The sequence below is a fragment of the Pseudomonas sp. SC11 genome, assembly GCF_047039205.1.
In the GTDB taxonomy this organism is placed as follows: Bacteria; Pseudomonadota; Gammaproteobacteria; order Pseudomonadales; family Pseudomonadaceae; genus Aquipseudomonas; species Aquipseudomonas boreofloridensis.
This window is the reverse complement of sequence record NZ_CP178183.1, coordinates 296,379-314,561: the sequence shown is the minus strand read 5'-3', so window position 1 is coordinate 314,561 and position 18,183 is coordinate 296,379. Positions and strand designations below refer to the sequence as shown.

Below are 18,183 nucleotides of genomic sequence, written 5' to 3'. Positions count from 1 at the left end.
CCCGCCCCGCATCGATCCAGCAATGCCTATAGCTATCCGTCTTGAATGTGTTGGCGATTCGCAAGCCAACCTCTGAGCTAAAATTCATCCTCAGATAGCGCGTAGGTCGCTGCGTTACCATTCACGACTTTATAGAGGGTGAGTGTGATCACGGCGTATTCAGTACCGCGATACGTAGTCTTTTCAGTTAATTGCATGGGTTCCGATCGAGATAATCCACCGGAGTTGAGATCTCGGTAGCGAACATCATAGCGGCCCGGCGTGAGGTTTTTGATCGTGAATTTGCTATACGCTGGGATGAATACCTGTCGTGCCGGACGAGCCACAGTCCCTTGTAGCGCCACAAGCTTCAGAAAGACATCCGAACTGTTTCGCCCATTGTCGATTGTGATCTCTGAATGACCGGAGGTGTGGGTTTGAGCCTCGCCTGCTAGATAACCCGCGTTTTTCGGCCATGGCCTGCCATTTGGAGTTGTTTTAGGCCTGACATACATCTGCCTTGCGACTGCCTTTGCTGGCGCTGCGGCAGGGCTGTTTTGAGCTGCTTTTCCGTTAGGGTCGTTTGGTAATTGTGCTGCTATAGGCTGAGCTGAGTAGGGCATTGGTCCTCGCGGCGGGGTTTGATGAGATGCTGGTGCATTGATCACAGCAACGGCAATCCCTAAGCCTACGACGACAACTGCACCCAAATGGATGAAGAAGCGCTTATGGATCAGCCCCCAGCTGCTTTTTAGCTGCTTGGCCTCGGTGTGGCCTCCTAGCTCCCGCATAAACAATTCAAGGTTGCCGGTTAGGCTCTCTCTCTCTTTGATTGATGCCCCTCCAGGGCTCGATTCGCTTGGGATTTTCTTGCAGTACTTCACCGCGCTTTTAGCAAGTGACTGTGCCAAGTCGGGCCGTCCAATCGCGTAGAAATAGTAAGCCTGGTAGCCCAGCATCCGGGCATTCTCAAGAGGTGGCTGCGTACCTCCAAACATGTTCGTCACGAGCGCCTGTAGCGTATAAATCGGCCCCCACGGAAAGCCCCACCAACCCAGCAACCATGTGATTGCAGACGCTTTCAACGACTGCTTCTGAGCACAGTCACTACAGTAGACACCAGCTATAGGCTTCCGCAGAGTCACCAAAAGGAAGCTTTTCACGGAGCGAAAAACCACTATCCTAGGCTGGGCTGAAACCTTTGCGCAGATCGTACAGATGATAGGGTCCGGGATCGCAGGCGATGTCGGTTCGGCGCTTGTGTCGTCGGGCCGCCCTCGATCGTACTCGGCTCTCAACTCCGCGTTTGAAAGGACTGCGTAAGCCTCATTCAGGAATTGAAATTGCTTAGTGGTGTCTTTCGCGGGGTTACGGTCCGGGTGCAGGTCCATTGCACGCCTGCGATATGCTGCCTTGATCTGCTCATCAGTGGCCGCGGGGGTAACGCCCAGGACTGCATAGAAACCATTAGGGTCGGTTTTGTCGCTGTGCATGAAACGATCCTTGTCATGCCTGCTGGCTAGCAGTCAAGTGTGGCTCAGATCGAATGGGCGCCCTCAATCGCAAGCCAGTGGCTTGAAAGCACTGGGGGAGCGATCCGAAAAATGCCGATTCTCGGGTATGCCCTATGATAGCCAATAGCTACTTGAAGCGTCTATTTTAACCGCGAGAACAGAATGCATGCGTCGAGGCGTGTATCGACATAAGGTGCACCCTGGAGCTTGTAGCGAGCACAGGTTTAGCTACGAGATATGGCATTTCCCTGCCCCCGGATTGATCTCCGGCAAGCCAAAGCTGGCCATCGTGAGTCTCCGCTATGGGTCGATTCCTGCCGGTCAAGACGTACCTGTGCGCTGGTCATATTCGGTGCTGGCCAAGTCGAATGCAAACAGGGGGAAAATCAGCGCAATTACCACTTTTAGGGTTTACCGCACTTAAGTACAGATCTGCCTGTAGGTAGCCGCGAGCAAAGCTCCGCCGTCGCGAATACCTTGCAACTCCTCATTTGCGTTAAATCCACCTTCTCGGGGAGATGCTCGCAACTCAGGCGGGACCTTACTGGTTCGCAAACTCGTAACGACGTAATGGTGCAGCGTCACTCTATTGAGAATGCTGGCCTCGTTCTCGGTGAGCATTGGTACAAGCGCGGATGCTCTTTTCTCGTACGCCAACTGCTCATCGATGATCACCTCACGTGGAACCTTTTGATGCTGCTCAAATGTTTCTCCAGCGAGGAGGTCACCGATGCTGACCCTGTTGGGATATCCCCTATCGGCACTGAATTCGATTTCAGCCGCTAGTGAAGCCGCCTCGCGCAGTTTGTCGCAATGCATTTCTGCCCCTCTTGCTTTCCTAGCAATCTCAGCCCGACTCACCTCTTCCTCGTTTTTTACGGTCAAAAGAAGGTATGACGAGCACACCGTGCCTATGCCAGTGGCAATCGACATAACGATTGTCAAGAAACATGCGACATGCCAGGGCTTGCTTTCGATTTCCACCTTTAGCTCCTTACTTGGCGACATAATCCACCACCGTCCCTGCAGCGCGGATCCCAACGCTTCCGGCCGCCCGACCTGGCAGTAGGAGTGCATCGACGTAGGTGGTTGGCATTGTTAATCTGAAGCCCCCGCCGCCGTCAATTTCGTTACGCCACTGCGCGTACCACTTGTCCACCGGCATCTGGCTGCTCATCAGCGCCGCCCGATTGCAGTAGCAGTCGTTCAGCGACTCGAGCATGTTGTGTCGTTGCGCAGCGTTAACCGCCCAAACCTCAGGCGTAGAGGATCAGCGAGAGATGATGGTCGTGGGATCCTTACTCAGCGAGTGCGGTCCGCTTGAAATCACTAAGCGAAGATCCGGTTAAAAATCTGTCCTACCTGATCGCTTCGCCACAAGCAAAAACTGACCTCTCAGATCAATTGAGAGATAGCCAGATGTCAGTAGATTACGAAACCATCCAAAAAATACAGAAGCTCGGCGACGACGTTCTCGTGGGTGTTGCAGAGGTCGCCGCATTGACCGGGTTCAGCGTACTCACTGTACGCCAGCGCAAACTGCCCGGCCTTGAGCCTGTACATGGGTTATCGAGGCTTAGGTGGAGACTCGGAGACCTCAGGACCTGGATGCGTACCGGGGATACAAGTAGCCCGCATCAGCCACCAAGAGAGGTTGTGCTTTCAAAGCCGAAACGCACGGGCCGGCCTACGAAAAAGGCACAAGTGGAGGCACGGCAATGATCGATGCCTCGATCCGACTCCTATTTTTGTCTACCGCGGAGCAATAATCATGGGCAGACAGAGAACCATCAGAGATCAGAATTTCTGGCGCTCGCCACGCCTCCTGAATTGCACAACCGAAGATAAGGTTGCATTGCTACACCTATTGACCGCGCCTGACAGCAACATCACAGGTGTCTACCCGCTTGTACCGCGAATTGCGGGCGCTGAGCTTGGACGCAGATCAATGGCTACAGGTCATCCATCGGCTGCAGGACGGAGACCTTGTCAGGTATGACCACAACCGCTTCGTTGTCTGGGTGCGCCTTTGGTGGGACCACCACTCGGCAAGTCAAGTAACGGGGCCGAAGCTGAGAGACAGAGCGATCGGAGAAATCCGTCGGATACCTGGCGAATGGCTTGATGAATTCCTGAATGACTTCAAAGATCGACTAACTGGCGATCAGCAACACCTGGTGGAGGAATTGCTGCAACCAGACCGTACACGTGCAACTGGAGAGGTACCCATACCACAGAAATGCGGTATCGATACCCTATCTACCAATGTCCGGCCTAACAACAAATCTCAACAGAAATCACTAACCGAAACGTCGGGTGTGGGCTCTCGTGAGCTGGATATGTCGGGCATTCCTTCCGAACACCACACAGATGTACACAGGGGAATAGTCAAAGCCATGACCAGCGGTAAGCTCCGCTTTGCGGCCCAGGTGGTCGTTAACGCAATGGCTGAAAATTACCGCTCGGCCTCAAGCAAGCCACAAAACGCAATGGCCCTCACGCTGTACTTAGCAGAGCACCTGAATAACGCCCCCTCAGCCAACGGCTCAAGGCGGTGAGCTCGTTCAAGCGAGAAATGCGGGGGTGACGGCTACGGTTGCTGTCATTCGTCCGAGACTGATTCGAAACCTAGGATCAGTGCCAATTCGCGATTGGATGAATCGACACGAAGGCGGCTAACCAGTCCCTGCTCTCGCTCCTGCTGTTTGAGCAGATAGGCATCGTCAAAGCATTGCACGATGTCCTGCTCATTCAGGATTTTCGCCGAGACCTGTCGTTTTAGCCGATTGATTATCTTTCGAGCGCTGAGCTGGGCTGCCTCTCGCACATGCGCGAGAGTGTCAGATTTTTTGTGTGCGGGCCGATAACGGCCTGCCGTCAGGCTGGCCATGCTTCTACCAGGTCGGCCTGATAAATCGATCTCCGTACAGAATCGCGAATTGATTCATCGCATTTTTCCAATCATGGGCCGCTGAGCCCCAGTTTGCCGTGATGTTCCGCAGCCCCAGCCAGATCAGCTTGGTGGCGGCCTCATCCGTTGGGAAGTGACCGCGCGTTTTGATGATCTTGCGTAGCCGGGCATTGATGCTTTCGATCGCGTTGGTCGTATAGATCACTTTTCGAATGCCTGACGGGAAGACAAAGAATGGAATCACTCGATCCCAGGCTCTTCTCCATGCCGCAACTACCATTGGGTACTGTTTGCCCCAAGGGCCGTTTTCAAAGGCATCCAGTGCCTGCTCAGCCGCCTCGGCGTTGATGGCCTGATAGCTCGGCTTGAGCGCTTTGGCCAGATCACGACGCTTATCCCACGCCGCATAATCGAGACTGTTGCGGATCAAGTGGACGATGCATGTTTGCAGCGTGGTGGCCGGAAACACGGCGCTTAGCGCCTCTGGCATCCCTTTGAGGCCGTCGGTGACGGCGATCAGCACATCCTCAACGCCGCGCGTCTTGAGGTCATTGAAGACCTTCATCCAGAACTTCGCACCTTCGGTATTTTCGATCCAGATCCCGAGAATATCGCGCGTTCCATCGGGTAGAACGCCCAGCGCCAAGTAAATCGCTTTATTGCGCACAAGGCCTTCTTCGCGAATCTCGACTCGCAGTGCATCAAAGAAAATAACCGGGTACATCGGCTCCAGCGGCCGCTGTTGCCACGCGCCGATTTCCTCCATCACCTCGGCCGTGACCGAACTGATGAAGTAATGCGAAACATCCGTTCCGTACTGCTCAGAGAGGAATGCGCGAATTTCCCGAACGGTCATGCCTCGGGCATACATGGCGATGATCTTGTCATCGAAGCCGGTGTAACGGCGCTCATGCTTGGGAATCAGGATGGGCGCAAAACTACCGTCTCGATCACGGGGGATATCCAGCCGCAGCGGCCCCTCTCCAGTCAGAACCGTCTTGCCAGTCCTGCCGTTGCGCTGGTTGGTTCCATCCTCTGGACGCTGCGCGCCCGGCGGATAGCCCAGATGGTGACTGAGCTCGGCGTTCAAGGCTCGTTCGATGAGCGCCTTCTTGAACGCCGCAGAGACGTCTTCGATAGCCTCCGCAGTCATCAGGCCCTCACCGAACTGCTCAAGCAGCTCCTTGGGGATTTTTGGTAGGTCGCGCAGGGGTTTCTTCTTGGTTGGCATACATGCACCTCTTGCTCATGTTATGCCCGAACACAAAATTTCTGACATACCCACATGCGCACGCATGAGGACATCTCGAAAAACCCAGTCCGATATCCAACCTTTCGTGAATGCCCAAAACGCCAAACGCTGGAAGGTATCCCAAGCCATGCGTGATTGCCCGCTGAGGTAGCGCCTGAGCACTCGACCGTTAGCATCTCCGAAGCCGGACACTTTCAGCTCAGCAAGCTGACGTTCAAGCTTCACTTTAGACATGCCTGATTTCAAGCCTATCCCGGTGAACAGGTACTCGATCAAATCAATGGGCACACGGACCACGAAGTTTTTCCTGCCGGTGTCTTGATGATGCCTGATCTCATGAAAGACAGCCTGCAGGGCTTCAGTTGGCTCAATATCCTGGGTACTTAGCTTCATATAGCTATTGTTCGATCACTCCGCTGATCTGTCAAAGCGATGCTGCCTTTCAATTGTGGCGTTCGTCCCCCCAGACAAGGTGCCCTCGTTCACTTTTGGGCAGTCATCACCTGCCCACCGTTGGGACGGGTGCCCTGGAGCAAGCTGGGCACAATCTCAAGCTCGCCAGCGTAAACCAAGGGTGTACCGCATCTGGTAAATACAGCACTCCTGTCAGATTCGGTTTTCTGCACTGACCGCAATGCCAGCCGCCAATTTTTCTTCAACCACTCAGTCACCATCTCACTGCACCTCGTACCTGGTCATTTGTGCGCTAGCGGTAGGCAAAAATCTTCCGTTCCCGCTACTTAACCGTTGCCCCCAATCGTCTTCAACATGCTTCTTCAGAAAATTTATCGAGGTCCTGTTTTTTGCAGATACCGTAAACCGCCAGGGTAGCGAACATGTACGCGTACGAGTCTCTGCTTACTCATCGGCCACGTCCCCGCCACCATCCCTCAAAGGATGCTCTTGCTGCTTCCGCATACTCGAACTTGGCATCCTTATGAACCTGCAACCCGCAAACTCACTCGCCTATTCCCGAAGTTGTTACGTCGAAGCTAGCTGGAATCAGGACAGGGTAGGGTTTGTACTCCCGCCATTAATGGCGTACGTACAACCGGCAAAGCGGCAGTCGTTCCACTCCCTTGCTTTGCCTACCGTCCCTGCTCAGGGCAAGCCCCGAGACCCGTTGAAGCGAAAAGCCTCATGGTGTTCGTTTTTCCCCTTGAAGCTGATCTGTCACAGACCATCAGGTATGCCACACAGAGCAAGAATCTCATGCTCAGCCAATCCTTGAGCCCGCTGCGCCAGCCCGTAAGGCGATGCAAGCGCCTCTTGCTCCAGACGTTGCTGTTCGAGCAATCGCTCCAGCAACAACAACTCGCCATCGGCTTCAAGCTCACGAAGTCGCCCAGAAGAACTGAGTGCCCAGCGGTCAAGGATTTGCCAACCACGTGCGTGATACGAGGTCGACTGGAGGACAGAATCGATGGTCGTACGCGCCAAGACCCCAGAGGCAATTTTTAACGGTTCGTAATCAGTCAGCATTAGCTAGTCCCTCTCTGCAGGAGATTGATCAATCGAGTGTTCTGCCCAATGGAGGATGACCGGAAACCACCGTTGATCTCCAGCTCTCGAATATGAGCATGTGAGAAGCCCAGCGCGTACAACCTGGCACGGTCCCTAGAGGCCAGCGCTTGGTTGGCCAACCGCATGGTGACATTCGCCCTCTTCAGCTGGACGATATCCGCATGCCAAACATTATGAACGCTCACGTCACTCATTAGGCCACCCCGAGTGGATAACTAAAGGCTCCTTCAGCAGTTTAGGTGTCGAAGACGGTACGCAACTGCGCCTCAGTACTGGCAACGTCAGACGACCTCAGCGCTAGGCTGAACGTCGGGATCTTCAGGTCGCTGGTCAACAGCTCAAGTCGGTGATTGCTTCTGCCCACGGGCAGGATGCGCCACGAACGAATTTCGTCTAATCGGAAGAAGTGGGCCTCGCGACCTACTGGATAGGCTAGCAACCGATTCGATTTCAGATCGACACCAACGTACGCATCGTTGATTTTTGCGTACACCTCTACCTCAGGATTGAATCCCTCAGCTCGATAACCAGCGGCCATGCTCCTTAGCTTTTCGGCATAGCTTTGGTTGATTCGATAGAACAGCCACCCTCCTCCAACAAAATAAAGGGCCAGGGCCCAGAACAGCCAGCGGATTGCGGGGTCTTCGCCGCTGGTGAACCCAAGAAAAAATGGCAGGTTGAAGCCAGAGAAAACCACCACAACCAGTAAGAGCACACCCACCGGCACGCACCCCACGGCCCACGCGACTCGAAACAGCTCCCAGACCAGTCTCATACAGCCTCCCAGACAAACTGAACAATCTCAAAATAACTGAAAATCAGATATCCCAAAAGCAGATATAGCTTGGTTGGCCGCCCTTCGCACGGATACGGCTATGACCAAAGCTATCTATCGACGCGAGCATGTGATCTTCCTGCAGGAGCTCAAGCGCATGCGCGTCGAATCTGGGATGACCCAGGCCCAGTGCTCTGCCGCCCTAGCGAGGCCGCAGTCGTTCATGAGTGATGTGGAAAGAGGTGTCAGACGACTGGATTTGGTCCAGCTCCGTGATTTGTGCCAAGTCTTGGGTAGCGATCTGGTCAGCTTTAGCAAATCCTTCGAGCAAGCCCTCAGGTGCAAGACTTCATAGATGGGCATCCCTGAAGGAAGCTTGCGCAGTAGCGCGGTGCAAAGCTGTCAAGACAAGCTGTTGGCCATTGTGGTTTCCTGAGTGTTCATTAGGTATTCGCGAAAGTTAACGTTAGCCAAAAACCACGATGCCCCCCTCTTTCGCTTCTATGGCCCTTTCAGGGCACTTCTAAAAATCCTGCCGTCAGGTAGGATTGCGAGCCCTTGACCGCCAGGATTTCTCCCATGCTCAGCCTGTTTGCCGACCAAGAACGCGAAGCAAAACTCGATAGCCTGGGTGATCCGCTGGCCTTGCTGAACAAGCATGTCGACTAACCTTGGCCACCGAGATTGACCGATAGGTTCCGCGCCCGAGCTGTGCTAAAGGCGGCAGGCCGCCGTATTCCACCGAGCTAATGACTCGCCTGCTGGTGCTTCAGCACCTGTCCGACGAGCAGATGGAGTTTTAACTGCTTGATCGCATGAGCTTCCAGCGTTTTGCTGGCCTGAAGAACTCGTCCGGCGTACCGGATCGCAATACGATCTGGAACTTCCGTGAGCGCTTGGTGCAGGCCAAGGTCGAGGAGCTGATTTTCGACGAAGTGCAACCCCAACTTCAGTTGCACGGGTTCAGCGCGCGCGAGGGGCAGATCATCGACGCCAGCATCGTCTGGCCCCGACCCAGCACAGCAGCACCGAGGAGCAGGCCCAGGTCAAGGCCGGTAGGGTGCCGACCGAATGGTCGCCGGCCAAGCGCCGGCAAAAGGATGCCCAGGCACGCTGGACGACAAAGCATGGCAAAGCGTACCTCGGCTACAAGCTCTCGGTCAGTGTGGATCGGCGGCATAAGCTGATCCGTCAGGTCGAGGTGAGTGACGCCAGCGTGGCCGATACCTTGCATTTGGTAAAGGTACTGGATCGAGACGATAGCAGCCGCGATTTATGGGCCGATCGGGGTTATCACGACAAGCCCCGCGAGCGTTGGCTCAAGCAGATCGCTTGGCGACCCCACATCCAGCGCAAAGGTCAAGCCGGGTAGCCGATTAGCGAACGCGACAAGGCGCGCAATCGACCTATCGCCAGCCCCAGAGCGAGGGTCGAACATATCTTCGCCAGCTTGGCGCAAATGGTAGGGAAGACGATCAAGAGCATCGGCCTGGCTCGGGCCGATGGCCGGGTCATCCTGGCCAATTACGGCAAAGGAGCGCCATTGATCGACGATGATTATCAGGCACGGATACAATTGGCGATTAGGTCATTATTAGGAGCTATGGGCCATGGAGAGCTGCATCGTCGGTATCCGACACCCCGAGGGTTCGCTACCAAAGCTAAAAGAGACACCGAGCATCTGGTTCCCTTCTCTAGCCTCCTTGGCCGCCGTACTGTCGGACGACAACCGGCGCTTGCTGCGACTGATCCATGAAAAGCAGCCCAAATCCCTTACGGAGCTAGCAGTACTCAGCGGTCGAAAGGTGCCGAATCTGTCGCGCACCCTTCGCTTAATGGCGGACTACGGTTTGGTTTCGTTGCAACGCAACGTCCGGGATGTCCAGCCGACAGCCTTGGCGACCGATTTTTTGGTCGTGCTGGATTGAAGGTCGCGGATGAGGGAAGTCTATCTATGAGCCAGGATGGGCAAATGCTAAATAAGAAATTGCTGCACTCCGTACTGTGCAAAACGGCTGAGTGGGAAGTACTGGTCAAGAGTTCCGTGGCACTCAATAGCCTCCCCAAAGCGAATGAACAAAATGTAGCCGCAAGTATTACAGGTCAGAAGTCCTTTTACCTCCCAGGAGGATGGTAGGCATGTCGATATCCGAAGCACAGACTCGTGCCGGCCTGATCGACCAGCAGCTCGCCTTGTCCGGTTGGAACGTCAAAGACCCTACGCAGGTCATCGAAGAGTTCGACATTTTGACCGCGTTGCCCGAAGGCGTAGCCGAAGTGCGTTCCCCATACGAACGCCATCAGTTCAGCGATTACGTCTTGCTTGGTAAAGACCGCAAACCCCTGGCTGTCATCGAGGCAAAAAAAACCAGTCGGGATGCTGCCATAGGCCGCGAACAAGCCAAGCAGTATTGCCACAACATCCAGCAGCAGTTAGGTGGTGAGCTGCCGTTCTGCTTCTACACCAACGGCCACGAAACCTACTTCTGGGATTTAGGGAGCGCGCCGCCGCGGAAGGTGGTCGGTTTTCCCACGCGGGACGATCTTGAGCGCTTCGCCTATATCCGCCGCAACCGCAAACCCCTGACACAAAAGTTTATCAACACCTCGATCGCCGGGCGTGATTACCAAATCCGTGCGATTCGATCGGTGCTCGACGGCATAGAACAAAAAAAACGCAACTTCCTACTGGTGATGGCTACTGGCACTGGCAAAACCCGCACCTGCATTGCCATGGTCGATGCGCTGATGCGCGCTGGCCATGCTGAGAAGGTGTTATTCCTCGTTGACCGTATCGCTCTACGTGAGCAAGCACTGTCGGCGTTCAAAGAACATATGCCCAACGAGCCGCGGTGGCCTAACGTGGGCGAAAAGCTAATCGCCAAAGACCGCCGCGTATACGTTGCAACCTACCCAACGATGCTCAACATTATTCGAGACGATGCACAGCTCCTATCGCCGCACTTCTTTGATTTCATTGTCGTCGATGAGAGCCATCGCTCCATCTACAATACTTTCGGTGAAGTACTTAGCTACTTCAAAACTATCACCTTGGGGTTAACAGCCACGCCAACCGACAATATCGACCATAACACCTTCCAACTTTTCCATTGCGAAGACGGCCTCCCAACATTTGCCTATACCTTCGAGGAGGCCGTTAACAACGTGCCACCTTACCTCTGCAATTTCCAGGTCATGAAGATACAGACCAAGTTCCAAGTGGAAGGCATCAGTAAGCGCACCATTTCGCTCGAAGATCAGAAAAATCTGATCTTGCAAGGCAAGGAGGTTGAAGAAATCAACTTTGAAGGTTCACAGCTCGAAAAGCAGGTGATTAACAAGGGCACCAACACGCTCATCGTTCGTGAGTTCATGGAAGAGGCTATCAAGGACGCCAACGGCGTACTGCCTGGGAAAACTATCTTCTTCTGTGCCACCAAGGCACATGCCCGAAGGATCGAAGAGATTTTCGACAAGCTCTATCCCCATCACCATGGTGAGCTCGCCAAGGTGCTAGTGTCGGAAGATCCGCGCGTTTATGGCAAAGGCGGCCTGCTCGACCAATTCACTAACAACGACATGCCTCGCATCGCACTCAGCGTGGACATGCTCGACACGGGCATAGATGTGCGCGAAATCGTTAACCTCGTATTTGCCAAACCGGTGTATTCCTATACCAAGTTCTGGCAAATGGTGGGACGAGGTACGCGTTTGCTGGAAACCAGCAAACCCAAACCCTGGTGCCCAGAGAAAGACGTGTTCCTGATTCTCGATTGCTGGGACAACTTCGAATACTTCAAGCTCAACCCCAAGGGCAAAGAACTCAAGTCACGGTTGCCACTCCCTGTCCGCCTGTTTGGCTTGCGGCTCGAAAAAATCGAGAAAACCAATAATTGCGATCATGCTGAAACAGCCGCGCGCGAAATCGCCAAGCTCCGTTTGCAGATTATTGCACTACCCCAAGCATCCGTCGTTATCAAAGAAGCAGCCACTACATTGGAGCGGCTAGAAGAGGGGGATTTTTGGATTAGCCTCAACCACGACCGGTTAGAGTTCCTACGCACAAAAATCAAGCCGCTGTTCCGTGCGGTCTCCGAGGCCGACTTCAAAGCCATGCGGTTCGAGCGCGACATATTGGAATACTCGTTGGCCATTCTCAATGAAGCCAAAGAGCAAGCCGACACGATTAAGACAGGCATTATTGAACAGATTAGCGAACTGCCACTGTCGGTAACCTTCGTTAAACAGGAAGAGGTACTGATCCGCGCCTCACAAACCAGCCACTACTGGGCTAATGCCGATGAAGACGCCTTTGATGACATGGTGGCCAAGCTCGGCCCGCTGATGAAATTCCGCGAACAAAGCATTGGCCAGGAGCAAACGCATCTTGAACTGGCTGACGAGTTGTATAAAAAGGAGTGGGTAGAGTTCGGCCCGCAGCATGAAGCCGTGAGCATCACCCGCTATCGCGAAATGGTCGAGACCTTGATTAGCGAGCTGACTGAGCACAACCCTGTGCTGCAAAAGATCAAAAACGGCGAAGCCGTTAGCGCAGAAGAGACCAACCAACTAGCCGAGCTGCTGCACGAAGAATACCCGAATATTACTGAAGACCTGATGCGCCAGGTCTACAAAAACCGCAAGGCCCGATTTATCCAGTTCATCCGTCACATTTTGGGCATTGAAGTGCTGAAAAGCTTCCCGGACGAGGTCAGCACCGCGTTTGATCAGTTCATTCGCGCCCACACCACGCTTAGTAGCCGCCAACTGGAGTTCCTCAATTTATTGAAGAACTTCATTGTCGAGCGTGAAAAGGTTGAAAGGAGAGATTTGATCAGCGCCCCGTTCACAGTAATTCACCCGCAAGGTATCCGTGGGGTATTCAGCCCCACCGAAATCAACGAAATTTTGCTGCTGACCGAACGGTTAGCAGCCTAAAGAACAGGCCGTCCGATGCTACAAAATAACCCCGAGCTCAAAAGTCAAATCGACCAACTCTGGAACAAGTTCTGGAGTGGTGGCATCAGCAATCCACTTACAGCCATTGAGCAGATCACCTACTTGCTGTTCATGAAACGATTGGACGAGTTGGATCAGAAAAAGCAGGCCGATGCAGAATGGACAGGTGAAAAATACACGTCAAAGTTCGACGGCCTTTGGGTACCACCGGAATACAGAACGAAGCGAAGTGGTCGTGAGAGCCCAGTGGAACTGGTTGAAATTATCGCAAACGATCAACGCGAGCATGGTATTGCCAAGACTTCCTTAAGATGGAGTGAGTTCAAGCACATGCAGGCTGAGGAAATGCTGCAGCATGTACAGCTTCGGGTATTTCCCTTCCTCAAGGATTTAAATGGCTCGGAGTCCAACTTCACGCATCATATGAAGAATGCGGTTTTCATCATCCCTAAGCCTGCGCTGTTGGTGGAGGCTGTGAAAACAATCGACGAAATTTTCGAAGTAATGGAGCGCGACTCTCGGGAGAAAGGCCAAGCATTTCAGGATATTCAAGGCGACGTCTACGAATATTTGCTCTCAGAAATCGCTACTGCAGGAAAAAATGGCCAGTTCCGTACCCCGCGACACATCATCAAGCTGATGGCTGATCTAGTACAGCCACAATTAGGGCATAGGATCGCAGACCCGGCGTGCGGGTCGGGCGGCTTCTTACTAGGCGCATACCAGTACATCGTTACTCAGTTGGCCATCAAAGGGGGATCGGAGGACCTTGCAACTGATGAAGACGGTTTCGTTCGCACCTCAGTTGCAGCTGCGCTCACGGAAAAGGCCCAGTCCGTTTTGCAGGAGTCGCTCTGGGGCTACGATATCGACAGCACCATGGTCCGCCTCGGACTAATGAACTTAATGATGCATGGCATTGATGAGCCTCATATCGACTATAAAGATACGCTTTCTAAGAGCTACAACCAGGATGCTGAATACGACATCGTAATGGCTAACCCGCCATTCACCGGCAGCATTGATAAGGGCGACATAAACGAAAACCTGCACCTAGCCACGACCAAAACCGAACTGTTATTCGTCGAGACAATCTACCATTTGCTAAAAAAAGGCGGTACAGCCTGTGTAATCGTCCCACAAGGTGTGCTCTTCGGCTCTGGAGGAGCATTCAAAACTCTACGCCAGTTACTAGTAGAGCGTTGCGACCTAAAAGCAGTAATTTCCATGCCCAGCGGTGTATTTAAGCCTTATGCAGGAGTGAGTACTGCCATTCTATTATTCACAAAAGTTTGGGACCCGAAAGATAAAGTCACTAAGCCTGGTACAGAGCATGTATGGTTTTACGAGATGGCAGTCGACGGATATAGCCTCGACGACAGGCGACAAAAAGATCAAAGCAACCCTCTCGGCGACTTGCATGACCTTCTAACGAGGTATCGTGCTCGAAATGCCGCTAGTGACACCGACCGCACATCGAAATACTTCATGGTTCCGCTTAACGAGATCACGGAAGAAAAGAACAACTATGATCTATCTATGTCTCGCTACACAATCGACGTGTTTAAAGAAGAACACTATGGCGAGCCGAGCGAAATTTTAGAGATGCTGATTAATGCTGAGGTTGGTGATATAAAGGCGCCGGAACTCTCCAAAATACAAAGCGGCATAGTACGTCAGCTACTTGAGTTAAAGGAAATGATCGGATGAGGTGGCCATCCAAGGCACTTGGCGAAATATTTGATTATTCCGGTAATCATCGCGCCGGCGATCAGAACCTACCCGTTCTCTCGATCACAATGAGACGTGGGCTAGTCGATCAAGCTAATAAATTTAAAAAGCGAGTCGCTAGCACAGACACCTCAAACTACCGCATTGCTTACATGAACGAGCTTGTGGTCGGATTTCCAATAGACGAAGGTGTGCTTGGGTTTCAGACTAAGTATCCGGCTGGAATAGTGAGCCCTGCGTATGACATCTGGAAACTAAGAGATGAGGCAGAGTGCCACATTCCTTACCTTGAAAAATACCTACGGTCGCCAATTGCGCGAAGAATTTACGCCTCTCGCATGCAGGGTGCCGTTGCGCGCAGGCGGAGCCTAACAAAATCAGACTTTCTCAGTTTAGAGATTCCATTTCCTCCGGTAGACGATCAAATACGAATCGCCACCCTTCTAGAGAAAGTGGAAGGACTAATCACCCAGCGCACTGAGCAACTACAGCAACTCGGCACACTGCTTAAAAGCGTTTTCCTGAACGTATTTGGCGACCCAGTGCCGAATGAAAAAGGTTGGGCCAAGTTCCCGCTAGAACGAATTGTGGAGAATGCTAGAAATGGGCTTTCTCCGGCGAAGGGTGGAACATTCAAGGGAAGGGTTTATACCCTATCAGCAGTTACTGGGGATGTATTTCGAGAGATTTTTAAAGAAGACTCTTTCTCAAAACTCGATAAAAATTATATACCAACCACTAGAGACTTTCTGGTATGCCGAGGTAATGGAAACGTTAACCTAGTCGGAAAAGGCCACTTTTACCCGGGAAAACGTGTGGATATAATGTTCCCGGATACGGTGATTGCCCTGACAATTAAAGATGGGGCAGTCCGAAAGCCATTTTTAGAAGCGCTCTGGCAAACAAGCTTTATCCGTAACCAGCTTGAAAAAGCTGCTCGAACAGCAAATGGCACATATAAAATCAATCAAAAAACACTTTGTCAGATCGATATTATCTGCCCCCCACTAGAAGCGCAGTATGATTTTGAAAAAGTGGCTAGCAGTATAGGACGTCTGATTGCAGATACTAAGGGAAGTCTCTCCAATCTCAACAGTCTCTTCGGCGCCCTGAGCCAACAGGCATTTAAGGGTGAGATAGACTTGTCGCACGTCCCCTTATCTGACATAAAGCTTCAGAAAGAGGTTGGGGAAACGCTAGAACGATCACCTGCCTCCTCTGACGATGAGGTCGCTATCTATCTGCCCGATACCGAACACATGTCAGATGCTCTTGAAAGCGCCGAAGCCCGAGAGACATTGATAACACTATGGCTAGAGTCCTATCAAGCACAACTGAGTGTCGCACCATTTTCAGTACAGCGCTTCATGACTGCAGCGCAAACTCGCTTGAGAGAATTAGACCCAGACAACGAATTCCTATTAAATATGGAGGATTATGAGCATATTAAGACGTGGTGCTTTAAAGCGCTCACATTAGACGCGCTTACGCAGGAATTTGATGAAGCTGAAAACAGCGTTCAACTTAGAGTGCCACCAAGATGAAGCTACTACGCCTTAAGATAAACGACCCAAAAGGATTTCGAAGTTTACCATGCGGCTTTGAGCATCACTTCCGTAATGAATGGACGTTGCAGAACGAGTTAGCCAACTCTGAGGGGTTTGCCCCATTCGTTTGCGCTGGTCCTAATGGCAGCGGCAAGTCCAATCTGCTTGAAGTGCTGGCAGCAATTTTTTTTCAACTGGAAGTGTTACGCGTACGCCGCAGCTTTTTACCAGAAGTATTGCAAAACGCGGGTGAGGATTTCTCACCCGTCGCATTTGAGCTGGACTATTTGATCCGTCCACCAGTGCAATATATCCGGTCCAACGGTTTGGCGTGGGCCAGAGTAGCTGTCAGTAAACGCCAAGGAGAATCGGTTCGCCTTCACTGGGAGAACCAAGGTGAATTCGACTCGGATGCTTATGAAGCATTTGAAGCTAGTTATGCCGACAATCTAATACCCCAATATGTGCTTGGCTACTCATCAGGTGAGAATGAAATCCTCAGCCTGCCATTTTTTAAACTACGTTTTGTTCAATTTGACGAGTACTGGGACGCTCTTTCGCGGCAATTGAGCTATGCCGGACGTCCCGAAACACGACTAGCCTACCTTGATAACGGTTTCAGTCAAGCTATTCTGTTGTGCAACTTGCTTTTTCAGGATGAAGCCACCTTGCAGCCCTTCCGTGAAGATATAGGCATTGATGCATTAAAAGAGTTCCGCATCATAATAAAAAGAAGCATAGAGGTATCGGCGGACCAAGCTGCGCACTTAGCTTCAGGCGACTACGCAGTACCAGAATATACGCAGGATGGGTATTTTTCCGACAATCCGGCAATATTATTAAATCCGGAATCTGGCTCCTACACTGTAAATCTTATATACCTTTTGGAGGGAGACAAAAGATCTTCAATCATTGACAAACTAAAGCGTTGTGCTACAGCAAGCTATCAGGATGAGGCGAAAGATACTCTGATTCTTGATTACTGGGTAAATGACGCTACTAAAGAGGCATTTCGTAATAATTTTGATAATTCACCCTTGGAACTTTTCCAGGCTTTCCAAGTACTACTTATACTTAATCTCTATGCAGTAAGCGATGACCTCAAAACCGATCTTTATCGTTCAAAAAGCCATTATGTAAGTGAAACCGTACCCACTCTTGCATCTGACCAACGCATTATGCGCTTTAAATTCGTACGATTCACCAAATCCGGTGTATCGCAATCGATGACGCTTAAGGAGCTATCGGATGGTGAGCACCAGTTGTTACATAGCCTTGGCCTATGCCTTTTATTCCGTAATACGAATAGCCTGTTTTTACTAGATGAACCAGAGACTCACTTTAACCCCGCATGGCGGGCCAGCTTCATTAGCCGTCTACGCAGTTGCTTGGCAGGGCAAGAAGGAACTAGCCAGGAGATGTTGATTACAACTCACTCACCTTTCCTAATTTCCGACAGCAAACCTGAAAATGTACTGATTTTTGAAAAGAGCTCGGACACTGGCACCGTAAATATTGAACACCCGGAATACAATACCCTAGGCGCGTCAATCAACAAGATCACCATGACGACCTTCGGGAAGCGCGAAACTATTGGCGGACACGCCCATGTACTGCTTGAGGAATGGCGTACGCGCTTTGAGCACGGTGAGGATGTAACAAAGCTAATTACCGAGATGGATCGTGAACTAGGTGACTCAGTTGAAAAAGTCCTATTGGTCAAAGCTATGATTGACCGGAGTCTACCGAAAACAGAAGAGGGATCACGCTGATGTTGTTCCCCTACACTTATGTCCCACATCAAATGGATAAGATGCAGGAGTTTGTGGACTATATTTTTTTTGATGTCTGGTGTAATGCCCCAAGCAACAACAATTTTTGTTTAGAGTTATTCGATGCCAATTCTGAACTAAGAGAAGTAATGGAGATTTTTTACTATTCAGATAAAAAGAATGCAGATTTTTTTATAGTTGCGTCGAGCGTATCTTTGG

16 protein-coding genes and 1 pseudogene are annotated in these 18,183 nt (G+C 51.8%); 9 read left to right on the top strand and 8 right to left on the bottom strand.

Annotated elements, in window-relative coordinates:
- Positions 1-77: 77 nt before the first annotated feature.
- From ACK2SD_RS01450 to ACK2SD_RS01440, 3 genes are all read right to left on the bottom strand, one after another.
- On the bottom strand, positions 78-1,472 hold the full coding sequence (locus tag ACK2SD_RS01450) for a J domain-containing protein (RefSeq protein WP_412461181.1): 1,395 nt from the start codon (positions 1,470-1,472) through the stop codon (positions 78-80).
- A gap of 441 nt (positions 1,473-1,913) precedes the next feature.
- Positions 1,914-2,477, bottom strand: a complete 564-nt coding sequence (locus tag ACK2SD_RS01445) for a hypothetical protein (RefSeq protein WP_412461180.1) — start codon at positions 2,475-2,477, stop codon at positions 1,914-1,916.
- 10 nt (positions 2,478-2,487) lie between these two features.
- On the bottom strand, positions 2,488-2,715 hold the full coding sequence (locus ACK2SD_RS01440) for a hypothetical protein (RefSeq protein WP_412461179.1): 228 nt from the start codon (positions 2,713-2,715) through the stop codon (positions 2,488-2,490).
- A gap of 685 nt (positions 2,716-3,400) precedes the next feature.
- Here ACK2SD_RS01440 and ACK2SD_RS01435 point away from each other — a divergent pair.
- Positions 3,401-4,051: a hypothetical protein gene (locus ACK2SD_RS01435; RefSeq protein WP_412461178.1), complete on the top strand. Its 651-nt coding sequence runs from the start codon at positions 3,401-3,403 to the stop codon at positions 4,049-4,051.
- Between the two features lie 44 nt (positions 4,052-4,095).
- Here the strand turns inward: ACK2SD_RS01435 and ACK2SD_RS01430 are convergent, their stop codons facing one another.
- From ACK2SD_RS01430 to ACK2SD_RS01410, 5 genes are all read right to left on the bottom strand, one after another.
- Entirely contained in the window at positions 4,096-4,383 is a 288-nt protein-coding gene (locus tag ACK2SD_RS01430) for a hypothetical protein (protein ID WP_412461177.1), read from the bottom strand.
- A 4-nt stretch (positions 4,384-4,387) separates the two neighbouring features.
- A complete protein-coding gene (locus ACK2SD_RS01425; protein WP_412461176.1) occupies positions 4,388-5,635 on the bottom strand; it encodes an IS256 family transposase in 1,248 nt (415 codons plus the stop codon).
- A 15-nt stretch (positions 5,636-5,650) separates the two neighbouring features.
- Positions 5,651-6,049, bottom strand: coding sequence for a hypothetical protein (locus ACK2SD_RS01420; RefSeq protein WP_412461175.1), 399 nt, complete (start codon positions 6,047-6,049; stop codon positions 5,651-5,653).
- Between the two features lie 780 nt (positions 6,050-6,829).
- A complete protein-coding gene (locus ACK2SD_RS01415; RefSeq protein WP_412461174.1) occupies positions 6,830-7,138 on the bottom strand; it encodes a hypothetical protein in 309 nt (102 codons plus the stop codon).
- A gap of 277 nt (positions 7,139-7,415) precedes the next feature.
- Entirely contained in the window at positions 7,416-7,955 is a 540-nt protein-coding gene (locus tag ACK2SD_RS01410; protein WP_412461173.1) for a hypothetical protein, read from the bottom strand.
- A gap of 100 nt (positions 7,956-8,055) precedes the next feature.
- Between ACK2SD_RS01410 and ACK2SD_RS01405 the strand changes: the two genes are divergently transcribed.
- The 8 genes and pseudogenes from ACK2SD_RS01405 to ACK2SD_RS01370 all read left to right on the top strand — a co-directional run bounded on the left by ACK2SD_RS01405 (position 8,056) and on the right by ACK2SD_RS01370 (position 17,964).
- The gene (locus ACK2SD_RS01405; protein ID WP_412461172.1) at positions 8,056-8,310 is read left to right on the top strand and encodes a helix-turn-helix domain-containing protein; all 255 of its coding nucleotides are present in this window, start codon (positions 8,056-8,058) and stop codon (positions 8,308-8,310) included.
- Between the two features lie 460 nt (positions 8,311-8,770).
- Positions 8,771-8,833: pseudogene (locus ACK2SD_RS01400) on the top strand (hypothetical protein); the annotation flags it as partial.
- A gap of 182 nt (positions 8,834-9,015) precedes the next feature.
- The gene (locus tag ACK2SD_RS01395; RefSeq protein WP_412461171.1) at positions 9,016-9,327 is read left to right on the top strand and encodes a transposase; all 312 of its coding nucleotides are present in this window, start codon (positions 9,016-9,018) and stop codon (positions 9,325-9,327) included.
- Between the two features lie 238 nt (positions 9,328-9,565).
- Positions 9,566-9,883 carry a helix-turn-helix domain-containing protein gene (locus ACK2SD_RS01390; protein ID WP_412461170.1) on the top strand — a complete coding sequence of 106 codons (318 nt, stop codon included), beginning with the start codon at positions 9,566-9,568 and terminating at the stop codon, positions 9,881-9,883.
- A 211-nt stretch (positions 9,884-10,094) separates the two neighbouring features.
- Positions 10,095-12,893 carry a DEAD/DEAH box helicase family protein gene (locus ACK2SD_RS01385; RefSeq protein ID WP_412461169.1) on the top strand — a complete coding sequence of 933 codons (2,799 nt, stop codon included), beginning with the start codon at positions 10,095-10,097 and terminating at the stop codon, positions 12,891-12,893.
- A 15-nt stretch (positions 12,894-12,908) separates the two neighbouring features.
- Positions 12,909-14,624, top strand: a complete 1,716-nt coding sequence (locus tag ACK2SD_RS01380) for a type I restriction-modification system subunit M (protein WP_412461168.1) — start codon at positions 12,909-12,911, stop codon at positions 14,622-14,624.
- Positions 14,621-16,189 (top strand): hypothetical protein, encoded by a 1,569-nt coding sequence (locus ACK2SD_RS01375; protein WP_412461167.1) that lies wholly within the window; start codon positions 14,621-14,623, stop codon positions 16,187-16,189. The genes ACK2SD_RS01380 and ACK2SD_RS01375 overlap by 4 nt, the downstream gene beginning before the upstream one ends.
- On the top strand, positions 16,186-17,964 hold the full coding sequence (locus ACK2SD_RS01370; RefSeq protein WP_412461166.1) for a restriction system-associated AAA family ATPase: 1,779 nt from the start codon (positions 16,186-16,188) through the stop codon (positions 17,962-17,964). The genes ACK2SD_RS01375 and ACK2SD_RS01370 overlap by 4 nt, the downstream gene beginning before the upstream one ends.
- The last annotated feature ends 219 nt before the right edge of the window (positions 17,965-18,183 follow it).

Coding starts and splice junctions, on each gene's coding strand:
- ACK2SD_RS01450 (WP_412461181.1), bottom strand. CDS start 1,472: ATGCACAGCGACAAAACCGACCCTAATGGTTTCTATGCAGTCCTGGGC.
- ACK2SD_RS01440 (WP_412461179.1), bottom strand. CDS start 2,715: ATGCTCGAGTCGCTGAACGACTGCTACTGCAATCGGGCGGCGCTGATG.
- ACK2SD_RS01430 (WP_412461177.1), bottom strand. CDS start 4,383: ATGGCCAGCCTGACGGCAGGCCGTTATCGGCCCGCACACAAAAAATCT.
- ACK2SD_RS01425 (WP_412461176.1), bottom strand. CDS start 5,635: ATGCCAACCAAGAAGAAACCCCTGCGCGACCTACCAAAAATCCCCAAG.
- ACK2SD_RS01420 (WP_412461175.1), bottom strand. CDS start 6,049: ATGAAGCTAAGTACCCAGGATATTGAGCCAACTGAAGCCCTGCAGGCT.
- ACK2SD_RS01415 (WP_412461174.1), bottom strand. CDS start 7,138: ATGCTGACTGATTACGAACCGTTAAAAATTGCCTCTGGGGTCTTGGCG.
- ACK2SD_RS01410 (WP_412461173.1), bottom strand. CDS start 7,955: ATGAGACTGGTCTGGGAGCTGTTTCGAGTCGCGTGGGCCGTGGGGTGC.
- ACK2SD_RS01405 (WP_412461172.1), top strand. CDS start 8,056: ATGACCAAAGCTATCTATCGACGCGAGCATGTGATCTTCCTGCAGGAG.
- ACK2SD_RS01390 (WP_412461170.1), top strand. CDS start 9,566: ATGGAGAGCTGCATCGTCGGTATCCGACACCCCGAGGGTTCGCTACCA.
- ACK2SD_RS01385 (WP_412461169.1), top strand. CDS start 10,095: ATGTCGATATCCGAAGCACAGACTCGTGCCGGCCTGATCGACCAGCAG.
- ACK2SD_RS01380 (WP_412461168.1), top strand. CDS start 12,909: ATGCTACAAAATAACCCCGAGCTCAAAAGTCAAATCGACCAACTCTGG.
- ACK2SD_RS01375 (WP_412461167.1), top strand. CDS start 14,621: ATGAGGTGGCCATCCAAGGCACTTGGCGAAATATTTGATTATTCCGGT.
- ACK2SD_RS01370 (WP_412461166.1), top strand. CDS start 16,186: ATGAAGCTACTACGCCTTAAGATAAACGACCCAAAAGGATTTCGAAGT.